Source organism: Thiohalocapsa sp. ML1, assembly GCF_001469165.1.
GTDB lineage: Bacteria > Pseudomonadota > Gammaproteobacteria > Chromatiales > Chromatiaceae > Thiohalocapsa.
Genome location: NZ_JABX01000025.1, coordinates 47471 through 60421 on the forward strand (window position 1 = coordinate 47471; position 12951 = coordinate 60421).

A 12951-nucleotide genomic window follows, 5' to 3' on the forward strand; every position below is an offset into this window, starting at 1 on the left:
CGGTTAGTCGTCCGTATCGTCGCCGAGGGTGGTCCGGCCCGTGACGGCGCGCAGCCGCACGATGAGCGCGAGCGCGAGCCCCGTGGCCGCCACCGCCACGACGATGCCCGTCAGCACCATCGCCTGCGGCACCGGGTCCGGCTCCATGGGCAGCGCGGCGCCGGCCTCGGGCGCGCGCCGGGCGAGCCCGATGAAGACCAGGAAGACGCCGCTGCTGATGATATTGAGTGCCAGCACCTTGCGCAGCAGGTGCGCGTGCACGATGAGCGCGTAGAGCCCCAGGGTCACCAGCGCCATGCCCACCAACGCCCAAAACACGGGCTGGCTCATGGACGCCCCCCGACGAACAGCGCCGCCAGCACGGCGCCGATGGAGAGCATCGCGGCCAGCTCGATGCCGACGATGATGTGCTTCGCGATCGCGGGCGGCCACTCCAGCGGCGCCCCGCCCGGCAGCGCCGCGACACCGACGCCGAGCGCCGCAAACACGCCGACACCGAGAATCAGCGCCAGGCGCAACGGCCAGCCCAGCACCAGGGCAGGCAGCCGGCGCCCGCTGAGGCAGCCGAGGATGGCCACCGCGCCGAGCAGCGCGCCGGCCTGGAAGGCGCCGCCCGGCGCATGCGCGCCAACCCAGAGCAGGTAGCCCGCCACCAGCACCATCAGCGGCATCAGCAGCCGCGGCAGATGCAGCAGCAAGGGCCCCGGCGCGGTGCCGCCGCAGCCGCGGGCGGTGCCCACCGACCAGGTGCCGATGAGCGCGAGCAGCAGCACCGCGACCTCCAACAGCGTGTCGTAGCCGCGGAAGTTGAGCAGCACCGCGGTCACCGGATGGCTGACGCCACTCTCGCCGATGCGCGCCGCCACCGCCGCGGACAGGCCCGGCGCCGCCGGCGGCAACACCAGCACGGCCAGGGCCAGCACGGCAAAGAGCGCGAGCAGCAGGAGCCCGAACAGCACCCGCGCGAGGCCTGGCAGATCCTCGGCGGTGCGCGCGTCGTCGGCCGGCGGCACGCCGCCGGCCAGCGGCTCGGGCGGGCGCTCGGCCGCAGCAGGGTCAGTCGTCATGCCGGACCTCCGACGCCTCCGCCGCAGGGGCCTGGCCGCGGGCCATCGTCGGCTCCAGCCGCACCAGCGCCGCGAGCAAGAGCGCGCCCGTTACGCCGGCGCCGATGGCGACCTCCGCCAGCGCCACGTCCACCGCGGCGAGCCGCGCCCACACCAGCGCGAGCACGACGCCGAAGGCAATAAAGAGCACCACCGCGAGGAATAGCGTCGGCGTGGCCAGCGCCCGCCAGGCGAGCCAGAGCACGACGAATGCCAGCACGCCGTCCAGCGCCCAGTCGAGCAGGCTCATCGCGTCCATGGCCTGATCCGCCGAGCCAGGGACCAATTCGCAACGAGCTGGCTCGCGGCGCCGGACGCCGTCAGCACCAAGAGCCAGATGACGATGAGCTTGCCGACGTCGGCCGCGGACTCGGCGCGCAGCACCAGCCCGATCACCACCAGCCCCAAGCCCAGGTTGTCCGCCTTGGTCAGCGCATGCAGGCGCGTGTAGACGTCCGGGAAGCGCAACAGCCCCAGGGTGCCGGCAAAGAAAAAGGCGCCGCCGGCGATGAGCAGCGCGGCGGACAGGCCATCGATCAGGCTATCCATCATCGGTTTCCCCCAGCTCCGGTCGGGCGGATTTGACGCTCGCGATGAAGGCGACCACGGCGATGACCGCGAGCAGCGCCAGCACCAGCGCCACGTCGCGCAGCGCCGGCAGCGCCAGCGCCTCGGCGAGCAAGAGCAGGATCGCCGCCGCGGTGGTGCCGAAGAGCTGCGCGGACAGCATGCGGTCCGCCGCGGTGGGGCCGCGGCGCAGCCGCCAAAGCCCGGCGGCCAGCAACAGCAGCAGGAACAGCGCGAGCGCAAGCTGCAGCGTTGTCACGACGGCGCCCCGTTGAGCTTGATGCCGAACACCTGGGCGACGCGCCGCTCCAGCCGCGCGAGGTCATCATCGTAGCTGCGCGTGGCGTCGAGCACATGCACCCGCAGCCGGTCGCCGTCGATCACCGCGAGCGTGCCCGGCATCAGGCTCACCAGGCTCGCGAGCAGCACCGGCGCCGGCCCCGGCGAGAGCCGCAGCGGATAGTCCAGCAGCGCCGGCGCCAGCGGCATGCGCGGCCGTAGCGCCAGCAGCGACACGTCGACGCCGCCCTTTAGCGACTCCCACAGGAACAGCGGCACGAGCAGCGGCAGCCGCAGCAGCGTCGGCAGCAGCGCGGACCGCGCGGGCGTGGCCGCCGGACCCTCCACCAGCAGCGGCAGCACCGCCGCCGCCGCCGCCGAACCGGCACCGAACAGCCAGGCGTCGGTGCGCCCGCCGGTGAGCAGCCACCAGAGGAACAGGAACACGACAAAGCGCCCCGCCACGGCCAGCAGCGGCGCCGACCAGTGCATGGCGGGCGGGCCAGCGGGCGGGGGTCCGGTCTCGGTGTGCGTCTGGGCTGCGGCGTCCGGCGGCATATTCGATTTGTTTCCGGTGCGTGCTGGGATGCGGCGATCGTTCCAGGCGCGGAGCTTACCGCGTGTTGGCCTCAGCCTAAACCCGTCGCGCGCAACGGCGCGTCCGCGCCCGGCCAACGCGGCACTTGCAATGTCGGGGATGTTCCTTATTACACTGCACAGCAACGGGCGTTGTGCCGCGCCGGCCGCCCGGTGCCGCCGAGCAGGGGTTCCCGTAAGCTGTGCGCGAGCCGCCGGCGCCCGGTGCTCCCGCGCTGGTTTCCCAAGCGCTGGCGAGGCAGAGCGTCAGATCGACGAGTCGTGCCCATCGGTATCGAAATCGCTATCGAAATCGCTATCGAAATCGAACCGAGTGGTGACCGGTCCCGATTTCGATCCCGATCTCGACCCCGATTTCGATTTCGATTTGGACGCGCCCGCCGCCGTGTCGAAAGTAGTTATCCGCAAACCCTTGGCGCCGTCAATCTAGGTAGTAGTTGCATGTTTACGTCCCCCGCGGTCCCCGTCATGGCTGGGCCGAAGCCGCCGGTGCCCGTCATCCCCGTTGACCTGCGTCGGCGGCTCTTCGCGGCGCTGGTGTCGGCCACGGTCCTCATCGCCACGGCACTGATGGTCTGGACCCTGTCCGCCGGCGGTTTCGACGGCCTGGATATGCTGATCACCGTGCTGTTTGCGCTCACCGTGCCGTTCAACGCCATCGGCTTCTGGAACGGCGTCATCGGCTTTACGCTCGCCCGCCAGAGTCCGGACCTCGCCCGCGCCATCTGTCCGGCGCTGGCGGATGTGAACGACAGGAGCCCCATCAGCACTAGCACGGCGCTGCTGAGCTGTATCCGCAACGAGGACCCGACGACCGTCGGGCGCAATCTGGACATCATGATCGAGGCGCTGGTGGCGGCCGGCGCCGCCGAGCATATCCACGTCTACGTGCTGAGCGACTCCGACTGGCCCGAGGTCATCGCCGCCGAGGAGGCCCGCATCGCGGCGCTCGCCGAGCACTGGCACGGCCGCATGGGGGTTACCTACCGGCGCCGCGACGACAACCCGGGCTTCAAGGCCGGCAACATCCGGGACTTCTGCGAGCGCTGGGGTCATCGCCACGACTTCATGCTCGTGCTCGATGCCGATAGCCTCATGGACGCGGACGTGATCCTGCGCATGATCCGCACCCTGCAGCAGGCCCCTGAGCTCGGCATCTTGCAGACGCTGATGGCCGGGCTGCCCACCACCAGCGCCTTTGCGCGGCCGCTGCAGTTCGGCATGCGGATGCTGATGAACGGCTTCACCGCCGGCAACGCCTGGTGGCAACAAGACGTGGGCCCGTACTGGGGCCACAACGCGCTGGTCCGCCTGCGGCCCTTCATCGAGCACTGCGACCTGCCGAAGCTGCCGGGCCGCGGCCCGCTGTCCGGCTGGGTCCTGAGCCACGACCAAGTCGAGGCCGCACTGATGCGCCGCGCCGGCTTTGAGGTGCGCGTGATGCTGCTGGAGAGCGGGAGCTGGGAGGAGATGCCGACCACGCTGACGGAATACCTGCGCCGGGATCTGCGCTGGTGCCACGGCAACATGCAGTACTTCCGGCTGTTCGGCCTGCCCGGGCTGCATCCGCTGAGCCGCGTGAACTTAGGCCTGGCCACCGGCGGCTTCATCGGCTCCACCGCCTGGGTGCTCTTGATGCTGCTGTTTGCGGTGCCGCTGGCCTTCGACACGGGCACGGTCTTTCATCCTGGACCTGGGCTTGCAGTGTTCGCGCTCAGCATGGGCATGGCCTTCGCGCCGAAGCTCGCGGCGCTGGCGGAGGTAGCGCTGCACGCCGATGCGCGGGCGCGCTTCGGCGGCGGCCTCAGGCTAACGGTCGGCGCGCTCGGGGACATGCTGTTCTCGATGCTGATGGCGCCGATCCTCGCCGTCGGCCACGCGGTATTCATCACCCGGCTGGTCTTCGGCAGGGCGGCAGTGTGGGGCGCGCAGCGCCGCGCCGTGCACTGGGTGAGCCCGCTCACGGCGCTGCGCCGGCTCTGGCCGCAGACGCTGTTCGGCGCCATCGGCGTCGGCTGGTTCGCCTATTTCAGCCCGCCGGGGGCGCTGTTCTTCTCGCCGTTCTTCGCCATCGCGCTCCTCGCCGTACCCATCGCGTCGTTGACCTCCATCCCGATCCTCGGCCGCCTGCTCGCGCAGATCGGCCTCTGGCGCATCCCGGAAGAGACGGCACCGGCGCCGGCCGTGGCCGCGCTGCACCTGCCGGCGGTGGCCGTGCAGCCTTGCCTGCCGGCGCGGGTCGGTGAGGCCGCCCAGGAAGCCGTGGAGTAGGGCCATGCCCCGCGCACGCCTCGCCTCGGCGCTGCGCGCGCGGCTGCCCGCGCCGCTGCGCGGCCTGATCGGCGTGCTGCGCTCCGTCGGCATCTACTACCGTCCGGACCGCGGCGAGGCGCTGGATCGTATGCATGCCCGCTTCGCCGGGCGCGGCGACTTGGCGTTCGACATCGGCAGCCACGTCGGCGACCGCATCGCGAGCTTTCGGCGGCTCGGCCTGCGCGTCGTCGCCGTGGAGCCGCAGCCGGTGCTGGCGCACCTTCTGCGGCTGATGTACGGCCTGGACCGGCAGGTGACGGTAGTCCAGGCCGCGGTCGGCGCGACGCCCGGCAAGCTCCGCATGCATCTGAACCTGGACAACCCCACGGTCAGTACCGCGTCGGCCGATTTCATCCAGGCCGCGGCCCACGACCGCAACTGGCGGGGTCAGCGCTGGGAACGGCAGGTGACGGTGCCGGTGACAACGCTCGACGCGCTGATGGCACGCTTCGGCGAGCCGCGCTTCGTCAAGATCGATGTCGAGGGCTTCGAGGATCAGGTGCTCCAGGGCCTGAGCCGGGCGCCGGCGGCGTTGTCGTTCGAGCTCACGACCATCCAGCGGCCGGTGGCGCGCGCGGCGCTCGGCGAGTCTGCGCGGCTCGGATACCGCCGCTTCAACGCGGCGCTTGGCGAGAGTCAACACCTGCTGCATCCGACCTGGCTCGACGCCGCCGGCATCCGCGCCTGGCTCGACGCCCTGCCGCAGAGTGCGAACTCGGGGGATATCTACGCGCTGCGGGATTAGTGCTTTACCCTAACGTTCGGAGCGAATCGTCGAAGCACGTTCTTTATCACGGTTCTGATGCGATGAGCGCGACACAAGCCACCACCGCCCGCGCCTTCTGGATCACCGGCCCGGAGCAAGGCGAGCTCCGCGCCGAGACGCTCCCGGCGCTGCCGGACGGCTGCGTGCGCATCGCGACCCGGTACAGCGGCATCAGCCGCGGCACCGAGTCGCTGGTGTTCCGCGCCGAGGTGCCGCCGAGCGAGTACGCCCGCATGCGTGCGCCCTTCCAGGCCGGCGACTTCCCGGCGCCCGTGAAGTACGGCTACATCAGCATCGGCGAGGTCATCGCCGGGCCGCCCGCGCTCGCCGGCCGCCTCGTCTACTGCCTGTATCCGCACCAGGACCGCTACCAGGTGCCGGCGGCTGCGGTGACGCCGCTGCCGGGGGGGCTGCCGCCGGGCCGCGCCGTGCTCGCGGCGAACCTGGAGACGGCCATCAACGGCCTCTGGGACGCGCCGCCGCGGCTCGGGGAGCGCATCGCCGTGGTCGGCGCCGGCACGCTGGGCTGCCTCGTCGCCTGGCTCGCGGCGCGCGTGCCGGGCACCCTGGTCGAGCTGATCGACACCAATCCAAGCCGCGCGGCGATCGCGGCGACGCTGGGCATCGGCTTCCGCACGCCGACTGCCGCGACCCCGGATGCGGATCTGGTCATCCACGCCAGCGGCAACCCGGCAGGGCTCACCACGGCGCTCGGCCTCGCGGGCTTCGAGGCGACGGTGCTGGAGCTGAGCTGGTTCGGCGCCAAGCCCGTGAGCCTGCCGCTCGGCGAGGCCTTCCATCAGCGCCGGCTGACCATTCGCTCCTCTCAGGTGGGCAGCGTCGCGACCGCGCAGCGCCCGCGCTGGGATCATCGCCGGCGCTTCGCGCTGGCGCTGCGGCTGCTCGCGGAGCCCGCCGCCGAGGTGCTCGATGCGCTGATCACGGGCGAGGACGCCTTCGACGCGCTGCCCGCCGTGCAGGCGCGGCTCGCCCGCGACCCCGGCGACACCCTGACCCATCGCATCCGCTACGATTGATCACCCACCGCACCGGGAGCCCCGCATGTTCAGCTTGAGTGTCCGCGACCACATCATGATCGCCCACAGCTTCCGCGGGGAGGTCTTCGGGCCCGCGCAGCGCCTGCACGGCGCGACCTTCGTGGTGGACTGCGAGGTGCGCCGCCCGGCGCTCGATGCCGACGGGCTGGTGGTCGATATCGGGCTGTTGTCGAAGGTGTTGGGCGAGGAGCTCGGCAAGCTCAACTACCGCAACCTCGACGACGAGCCCGCCTTCTCGGGGCAGAACACGACCACGGAGTTCTTGGCCCAAGCCATCTTTGTGCGCATGGCCGAGCGCATCGCCGCCGGCGATCTCGGCCCCGGCGCCGCCGGGCTCACGGCCATGCGCGTGCAGCTCGCCGAGTCGCACGTGGCCTGGGCCGCCTACGAGGGGCCGCTCGGCGCCGCGGCGTGACCACGTTGCACCTGCTGCTGCCGGGCAGTCTCGATCAGCTCACCGGCGGCACGCTCTACGACCGGCGCATCGTAGCTGGCCTGCGTGCGCAGGGCCGCGCCGTCGGCGTGCATGAGCTGGATGGGGGCTTTCCGCAGCCCAGCGCGGCGGCGCTGGCCAGCGCCGACGCGGCCCTCGCGGGGCTGGCGGACGACGCGCCCACGATCATCGACGGGCTCGCCTTCGGCGCCATGCCGGAGGTCGCGGCGCGCCACGCCGCGCGACTGCGGCTCGTCGCCCTCGTGCACCATCCGCTCGCGCTGGAGACGGGGCTCGACGCTGCGCTTGCCGAACGCCTGCGCGCGAGCGAATCGGCCGCGCTCCGCCATGCCCGGCGCGTCATCGTCACGAGCCGGCAGACGGCACGGCTCCTCGCGGACTTCGACGTGCCCGCCGCGCGCATCCGCGTCGTCGAGCCGGGCACGGAGCCGGCGCCGCTCGCCATGGGCAGCGGCGGCGACGGGCCGCTGCGACTCGTCGCCGTCGGCACCGTTACGCCGCGCAAGGGGCATCTGCTGTTGATTGAAGCGCTCGGCCGGCTCCGGCACCTCGACTGGCGGCTCGACTGTGCGGGCAGTCTGGACCGCGACCCGACCACGGCGGCGGCGCTGCGGGCGCGCATCGAGGCGCTCGGGCTCGGTGAGCGCGTGCGGCTCTTGGGCGAGCTGCCGCCGGCGGCGCTGGAGCCCCACTACGCGCGGGCGGACCTGTTCGTGCTCGCGAGCCTGTTCGAGGGCTACGGCATGGCCTACGCGGAGGCCCTGGCGCGCGGCCTGCCGGTGCTCGGCACCACCGGCGGGGCCATCGCCGACACGGTGCCGGCGGATGCCGGACTGCTGGTGCCGCCGGGTGACGTCGAGGCGCTGCACGACGCGCTGGTGCGGCTCCTGACCGACGCCGCGCTGCGCCGCGACCTCGCCGCCGGTGCCGCCCGCGCACGAGCGGGCTTGCCGGACTGGCCAGCCGCCGCCGCGCGCTTCGCGGAGGCCCTGGCCGATGTCTGACTTCAGCGACGACTGGCTCGCGCTGCGCGCGCCGGCGGACAGCGCGGCGCGGGCCGATGCGCTGGTGGCGGGCTTGGCCGGGCTCGCGTTGCCGGCGGACGGCGTGCTCGCCGTGACCGACCTCGGCTGTGGCACCGGCGCCAACCTGCGGCATTTGGCACCGCTGTTGGCAGCGCAGGGCTTCGCGCGACAGCGCTGGACCTGCCTCGATCACGACCCGGCATTGCTGGCGCGGCTGCCGGCGCGCACCGCCGAGTGGGCGCGGGGCCGCGGGCTCGGCTGCGCGGAGGTCCGCGCCGGGCTGCGCCCCGGCGCCGAGCTGGAGCTCGGCGCTCCGGCCGGCGCCGGCTGGTCGGCGGACGTGCGCACCGCGCGGCGCGACCTCGGCGATCTCAACGGGCTTCGGCTGCCGGCCGGCGGCCTCGTCACCGCCTCCGCGCTGCTGGATCTGGTCTCGGCACCCTGGCTGGATGCACTGCTGGCGCGCGCTTGGGCCACAGGCTCGGCGCTGCTGTTCGTGCTGAGCTACGACGGGCGCTGCGAGCTGGAGCCCGACCTTGCGGACGACGCCCAGGTCATCGACCTGGTGAACCGCCACCAGCGCACCGACAAGGGCTTCGGCCCGGCGCTCGGGCCGACGGCGGCGGCGACGGCCGCGGCGCGTTGCCGGACGCTGGGCTACCAAGTCGAGACAGCGCCGAGCGACTGGGACATCGGCGCCGAGGCGCCCGAGCTGCAGCGCGCGCTGCTCCGCGGCTGGCGCGACGCGGCGGCGGCCATCGCGGGGCCCGACCTGCCGGCGGCGCGCCTCGACGCCTGGCTCGACGCACGGCTCGCGGCGGTCGCGGCCGGGGCGTCGCGGCTCTTGATCGGGCATGTCGATCTGCTCGCGCTCTCCCCGGCCGCAGCCGAGCACCCTGCCGGATGAGCGACGATGCGCGCATCGCCCGCGCGCCCGACGCCCCCGAGGCGCTGCCGGTGCGCGTGCGCATCGAGATCCCGCGGGGCAGCTTCCGCAAGGTCGGCTCCACCGGGCGGCTCGACTTCCTGTCGCCGCTGCCCTGCCCGTTCAACTACGGCAGCATCGGCACGCGCATCGGCCTGGAGGGCGATCTGCTCGACGCCCTGGTGCTCGGCCCACGGCTCGCGGCGGGCACCGAGATCGACGCCTTCGCCTGCGGCGCCGTGCGCCTGGCCGACCGCGGGCTCCACGACGACAAGCTCATCTGCACGCTACGGCCGCTCGACACGGCGGGCGCCGTCCGCGCGCGGCGGCGGACGCTCGCGTTCTTTCGCGTCTACGGCTGGGCCAAGGGGCTGCTGAACCTCTGGCGCGGCCGACCCGGCCGCACCGGGCTCACCGGCTGGGTCAGCGCCGAGCAGGCCTGGCGCTGCTCGCGCCCCCTGGCGGAAATGGATTGGAGCGGGCCGCCGGTGCCGTTCTGACCGGCGGCTCCGGCCCCGTCAGCGCAGGTTCTTCTTGTAGCTCGGGATCTTCGCGTTCAGCGCCTTCGAGAAGTTCGCGAACTCCATGGTCACGCTCGCCAGCTCCACGCCCTTGAAGTCCGCCCCGGCGACGTTCGCACCGCGCAGGATCGCACCGCCGAGCACGGCACCGCTGAAGTCCACGCCGCTCAGGTTGGCGTTGCGGAAGTTGGCGTCCTGCACCGCGGCGTTCGTGAGGCGGGCGTTGCGCAGATCCGCGCCCTCGAAGTTGGCAAGGTTCGCCACCGTCAGGCCGCCCGGCTGCGCGGTGGTCAGGTCCGCGTCGTGCAGGCTGGCGCGCACCAGGTTGGCATCGTTCAGGTGGCAGTCGCGCAGGTCCGCGCCGCACAGGTTGGCCTCGCGCAGGTTGGCCTTGATGAATAGCGCCCGGCCGGCGGACACGTGGCAGAGATTGCTGTTCGAGAAGTCCGTGCCGCGCAGGTCGGCGGCGCTCAGGTCCGCCTGTTGCAGGCGCGCGTCGCGGATCTCGGCGTTACGTAGGTCGGCGCCGGTAAGCGTGGCACCGTTCAGGTTCGCGCCCGAGAGCACGACGGCCTGCGCCGGGCGGTCGGAGCCGCCGCGCACTCGGGTCAGGTCCGCACCCGCCAGGTTGGCGTCGTTGAGATGCGCGCTCAGCAGCTTGGCGCCGACGAGCGTGGCGCCGCCCAAATCCGCGCCCACCAAGTCACTGAACTCCAGATTGGCGCCGCTCAAGTCGGCCCCCGCGAGGTCGGCGCCGTCGAGGCGCATGTCGCGCAGATCCGCGCCGACCAGGTTGTCTGCATCGATGCTGGCGAGTACCTCGCCCGTCTCTTTGTGCTTGATTTCGATCATGGCCGACTCCTCATTATGGTTGTCCTCCCGCGACTGAATCTAGCACAGCGGCGCGGGGTTGGAGCTTGGCGCTGGGGTATGCTTTGCCGAGGGCCGCGGGCCGCGGGCCAAGGCGCGCCTTCCTTGGCCCTTGGCCCTTGGCCCCCAAAGCGAACACCACGCCATCTCACGCGCAGAGGAGTGCACCATGAAAATTGAAACCAAGGCGATCCACGCCGGCTTCCAGCCGGACCCGACCACCAAGGCGGTGGCGACGCCCATCTACCAGACCACCAGCTACGCCTTCGACGACACGCAGCACGGCGCGGACCTGTTCGACCTCAAGGTCGCGGGCAACATCTACACCCGCATCATGAACCCCACCAGCGACGTGCTCGAGCAGCGCGTCGCGGCGATGGAGGGCGGCGTCGCCGGGCTGGCGCTGGCGTCGGGCATGGCGGCGGTGACCTACTCGATCTTCACCATCGCGCAGGCGGGCGACAACATCGTCGCCACCACCACGCTCTACGGCGGCACCTACAACCTGTTTGCGCACACGCTGCCGCGGCTCGGCATCGACGTGCGCCTGGTGCCGCCGAACGACATCGCGGCCATGGAGGCGAAGATCGACGCCAAGACCCGCGCCGTGTTCTGCGAGTCCATCGGCAACCCGGCTGGCAACGTGGCGGATCTGAAGGCGATCTCGGACATGGCGCACAGCCACGGCGTACCCGTGATCGTGGACAACACGGTGCCGAGCCCGTACCTGTGCCGGCCCTTCGAGCACGGCTGCGACATCGTCGTGCACGCGCTGACCAAGTACATGGGCGGCCATGGCACCAGCATCGGCGGCGTGCTGGTGGACTCCGGCAAGTTCCCTTGGGCCGAGCACGCCGAGCGCTTCCCGATGCTGAACCAGCCGGACGTCTCCTACCACGGCGTCGTCTACACCGAGGCGCTCGGGCCGGCGGCCTACATCGGCCGTGCGCGGGTCGTGCCGCTCAGAAACATGGGCAGCGCCATTTCGCCCTTCAACAGCTTCCTGATCCTGCAGGGCATCGAGACGCTGCCCGTGCGCATGGACCGCCACTGCGAGAACGCCATCAAGGTGGCCGAGTACCTGAAGGGCCACGCCAACGTGGAGTGGGTGCGCTACGCGGGCCTGCCGGACAGCCCGGACTATCCGCTGGTTGCCAAGTACATGGACGGCGCCAAGGCGAGCGCGATCCTGTCCTTCGGCATCAAAGGGGGCCGGGACGCTGGCGCCAAGTTCATCGACGCGCTGAAGCTCGCGGTGCGGCTGGTGAACATCGGCGACGCCAAGACGCTGGCCTGCCATCCGGCGACGACCACCCACCGCCAGCTCGGCCCCGACGAACTGGCCAGCGCTGGCGTGTCCGAGGACCTGGTGCGGCTGTCCATCGGCATCGAGCACATCGACGACATCATCGAGGATCTGGAGCAGGCGCTGGCCGCGGCGGGCTGAGCGGGCGCCTCGGGTGACGCCGGGTTCGCGTCTGCGGCGGAGTCGGCCGTTTTCCCAGCGAAGCCGGGTGGCCGACATGTCGGGCTCTGCCGGCGCTGTCGCGACGAACCGGCGCACTTGCCGCGCCGGGCCGTCGCGATCTTTCAGCGGCGCATCGCCGCTGGATCGCCGATCTCGGGCAGTGCTGAGCGACAAGTCGAAAGGCACCCGCGCCTGCCGAAAAGCGCGGCGACCAGGCGACGCGCTGATCGCGCCGCCTAAGCGGGGGATGACCGCAACAATCGGCGCAGCTTGGCCAAGAAGCCGGTCGACAGGCAAAGGCCACCCTGCTCGCGCAGTTCTTCAAGTACATCGAGGGGCTCATCGACCAGGCCCGCCTGCGCGGCAGCCAGCACGACGCCGACGGTGCCGGTAATCGACAAGCCAAGCTGGCGGGCTTGTCGGCGCCCGGCCATGTCGTCGATGATCAGCAACTCGCCCCTGGCGCGTCGTGCCAAGGCGATGGCCGCTGCCTCTCCCGCATCGACTTGGTTACGGAGCAGCACCACGACGGGGTCATTGTCGACGGGCTCGACGACATGGACGAAGGCCAACCGATCGCGCCAGTCCCCATGGACCGCGCCGGCCTGATCCAACTCCATGGCAACCTCGGTTGGGATCGCGATGCTGCCGTACAGCCGTTGCAAGAGATCGACCCTGCCGACCTTCAACAGGCAGGTCAGAGGCGAGGTGTTGCTGACGATCAAGGTCGGTCAGGCGGTATCGCCGCGGTGGCCGCCCGCATATCCTCCAAGGCGTCTTCAGGCGAGCCACCCCATGCAACTTGTCGCTGCGCCAGCAACGCCTGGAACGGGACGCGATCCATGCCGGCGACGGCCCGCGCCTGGGCAGGCTCAAGCAATCCCTCCTTGACCAGGAATACCGCAAACTCGCGACGCAGTTCCTCTTCCGCGCGTGCCGGCGGGAGCTTGAGGGCGTTGAAGGCGTCGTCGGGTATCGGCAGACAGTACATCGATCCGAGGT

General features: G+C 71.6%; 15 protein-coding genes and 1 pseudogene. 8 read left to right on the plus strand and 8 right to left on the minus strand.

Going from position 1 to position 12951, the window contains the following annotated elements; genetic code table 11:
* Window positions 1-3: 3 nt before the first annotated feature.
* From ML01_RS16145 to ML01_RS16170, 5 genes and pseudogenes are all read right to left on the minus strand, one after another.
* A complete protein-coding gene (locus ML01_RS16145) occupies window positions 4-330 on the minus strand; it encodes a sodium:proton antiporter (protein WP_058556437.1) in 327 nt (108 codons plus the stop codon).
* Window positions 327-1356: pseudogene (locus ML01_RS27475) on the minus strand (hydrogenase subunit MbhD domain-containing protein). Before ML01_RS27475 ends, ML01_RS16145 begins: the two are co-directional and overlap by 4 nt.
* Window positions 1353-1655, minus strand: coding sequence for a monovalent cation/H(+) antiporter subunit G (gene mnhG / locus ML01_RS16160; protein WP_058556438.1), 303 nt, complete (start codon window positions 1653-1655; stop codon window positions 1353-1355). Before mnhG ends, ML01_RS27475 begins: the two are co-directional and overlap by 4 nt.
* Entirely contained in the window at window positions 1648-1932 is a 285-nt protein-coding gene (locus ML01_RS16165; RefSeq protein WP_058556439.1) for a monovalent cation/H+ antiporter complex subunit F, read from the minus strand. Before ML01_RS16165 ends, mnhG begins: the two co-directional genes overlap by 8 nt.
* On the minus strand, window positions 1929-2444 hold the full coding sequence (locus ML01_RS16170) for a Na+/H+ antiporter subunit E (protein WP_162268036.1): 516 nt from the start codon (window positions 2442-2444) through the stop codon (window positions 1929-1931). The genes ML01_RS16165 and ML01_RS16170 overlap by 4 nt, the downstream gene beginning before the upstream one ends.
* A 573-nt stretch (window positions 2445-3017) precedes the next feature.
* On the opposite strand from ML01_RS16170, the gene mdoH reads away from it, so the two are divergent.
* The 7 genes from mdoH to ML01_RS16205 all read left to right on the plus strand — a co-directional run bounded on the left by mdoH (window position 3018) and on the right by ML01_RS16205 (window position 9590).
* A complete protein-coding gene (gene mdoH / locus ML01_RS16175) occupies window positions 3018-4820 on the plus strand; it encodes a glucans biosynthesis glucosyltransferase MdoH (RefSeq protein ID WP_058556441.1) in 1803 nt (600 codons plus the stop codon).
* Window positions 4821-4824: 4 nt separating this feature from the next.
* Window positions 4825-5607 (plus strand): FkbM family methyltransferase, encoded by a 783-nt coding sequence (locus ML01_RS16180; RefSeq protein WP_058556442.1) that lies wholly within the window; start codon window positions 4825-4827, stop codon window positions 5605-5607.
* 62 nt (window positions 5608-5669) lie between these two features.
* Window positions 5670-6665 carry a zinc-binding alcohol dehydrogenase gene (locus ML01_RS16185; protein WP_058556443.1) on the plus strand — a complete coding sequence of 332 codons (996 nt, stop codon included), beginning with the start codon at window positions 5670-5672 and terminating at the stop codon, window positions 6663-6665.
* A 25-nt stretch (window positions 6666-6690) separates the two neighbouring features.
* Complete coding sequence (locus ML01_RS16190) at window positions 6691-7101, plus strand: 6-carboxytetrahydropterin synthase (RefSeq protein ID WP_058556444.1); 411 nt, start codon at window positions 6691-6693, stop codon at window positions 7099-7101.
* Complete coding sequence (locus ML01_RS16195) at window positions 7098-8144, plus strand: glycosyltransferase family 4 protein (protein WP_058556445.1); 1047 nt, start codon at window positions 7098-7100, stop codon at window positions 8142-8144. Before ML01_RS16190 ends, ML01_RS16195 begins: the two co-directional genes overlap by 4 nt.
* Window positions 8137-9072: a class I SAM-dependent methyltransferase gene (locus ML01_RS16200; protein WP_058556446.1), complete on the plus strand. Its 936-nt coding sequence runs from the start codon at window positions 8137-8139 to the stop codon at window positions 9070-9072. The genes ML01_RS16195 and ML01_RS16200 overlap by 8 nt, the downstream gene beginning before the upstream one ends.
* Window positions 9069-9590, plus strand: a complete 522-nt coding sequence (locus ML01_RS16205) for an inorganic diphosphatase (protein WP_058556447.1) — start codon at window positions 9069-9071, stop codon at window positions 9588-9590. Before ML01_RS16200 ends, ML01_RS16205 begins: the two co-directional genes overlap by 4 nt.
* Window positions 9591-9608: 18 nt before the next feature.
* Here ML01_RS16205 and ML01_RS16210 read toward each other — a convergent pair whose 3' ends face one another.
* A complete protein-coding gene (locus ML01_RS16210; RefSeq protein ID WP_058556448.1) occupies window positions 9609-10463 on the minus strand; it encodes a pentapeptide repeat-containing protein in 855 nt (284 codons plus the stop codon).
* Window positions 10464-10650: 187 nt separating this feature from the next.
* On the opposite strand from ML01_RS16210, the gene ML01_RS16215 reads away from it, so the two are divergent.
* The gene (locus tag ML01_RS16215) at window positions 10651-11928 is read left to right on the plus strand and encodes an O-acetylhomoserine aminocarboxypropyltransferase/cysteine synthase family protein (protein WP_058556449.1); all 1278 of its coding nucleotides are present in this window, start codon (window positions 10651-10653) and stop codon (window positions 11926-11928) included.
* 257 nt (window positions 11929-12185) lie between these two features.
* On the opposite strand, the gene ML01_RS16220 is transcribed toward ML01_RS16215, so the two are convergent.
* The gene (locus ML01_RS16220) at window positions 12186-12674 is read right to left on the minus strand and encodes a hypothetical protein (RefSeq protein ID WP_058556450.1); all 489 of its coding nucleotides are present in this window, start codon (window positions 12672-12674) and stop codon (window positions 12186-12188) included.
* A complete protein-coding gene (locus tag ML01_RS16225; protein ID WP_058556451.1) occupies window positions 12671-12940 on the minus strand; it encodes a UPF0175 family protein in 270 nt (89 codons plus the stop codon). Before ML01_RS16225 ends, ML01_RS16220 begins: the two co-directional genes overlap by 4 nt.
* Window positions 12941-12951: the final 11 nt, after the last annotated feature.

What these genes read in the sequence shown, in the direction of transcription:
- ML01_RS16210 (WP_058556448.1), bottom strand. Translation starts at nt 10,463, where the DNA reads ATGATCGAAATCAAGCACAAAGAGACGGGCGAGGTACTCGCCAGCATC.
- ML01_RS16200 (WP_058556446.1), top strand. Translation starts at nt 8,137, where the DNA reads ATGTCTGACTTCAGCGACGACTGGCTCGCGCTGCGCGCGCCGGCGGAC.
- ML01_RS16215 (WP_058556449.1), top strand. Translation starts at nt 10,651, where the DNA reads ATGAAAATTGAAACCAAGGCGATCCACGCCGGCTTCCAGCCGGACCCG.
- ML01_RS16205 (WP_058556447.1), top strand. Translation starts at nt 9,069, where the DNA reads ATGAGCGACGATGCGCGCATCGCCCGCGCGCCCGACGCCCCCGAGGCG.
- ML01_RS16180 (WP_058556442.1), top strand. Translation starts at nt 4,825, where the DNA reads ATGCCCCGCGCACGCCTCGCCTCGGCGCTGCGCGCGCGGCTGCCCGCG.
- ML01_RS16145 (WP_058556437.1), bottom strand. Translation starts at nt 330, where the DNA reads ATGAGCCAGCCCGTGTTTTGGGCGTTGGTGGGCATGGCGCTGGTGACC.
- mdoH (WP_058556441.1), top strand. Translation starts at nt 3,018, where the DNA reads ATGGCTGGGCCGAAGCCGCCGGTGCCCGTCATCCCCGTTGACCTGCGT.
- ML01_RS16190 (WP_058556444.1), top strand. Translation starts at nt 6,691, where the DNA reads ATGTTCAGCTTGAGTGTCCGCGACCACATCATGATCGCCCACAGCTTC.
- ML01_RS16170 (WP_162268036.1), bottom strand. Translation starts at nt 2,444, where the DNA reads ATGCACTGGTCGGCGCCGCTGCTGGCCGTGGCGGGGCGCTTTGTCGTG.
- ML01_RS16225 (WP_058556451.1), bottom strand. Translation starts at nt 12,940, where the DNA reads ATGTACTGTCTGCCGATACCCGACGACGCCTTCAACGCCCTCAAGCTC.
- ML01_RS16185 (WP_058556443.1), top strand. Translation starts at nt 5,670, where the DNA reads ATGAGCGCGACACAAGCCACCACCGCCCGCGCCTTCTGGATCACCGGC.
- mnhG (WP_058556438.1), bottom strand. Translation starts at nt 1,655, where the DNA reads ATGGATAGCCTGATCGATGGCCTGTCCGCCGCGCTGCTCATCGCCGGC.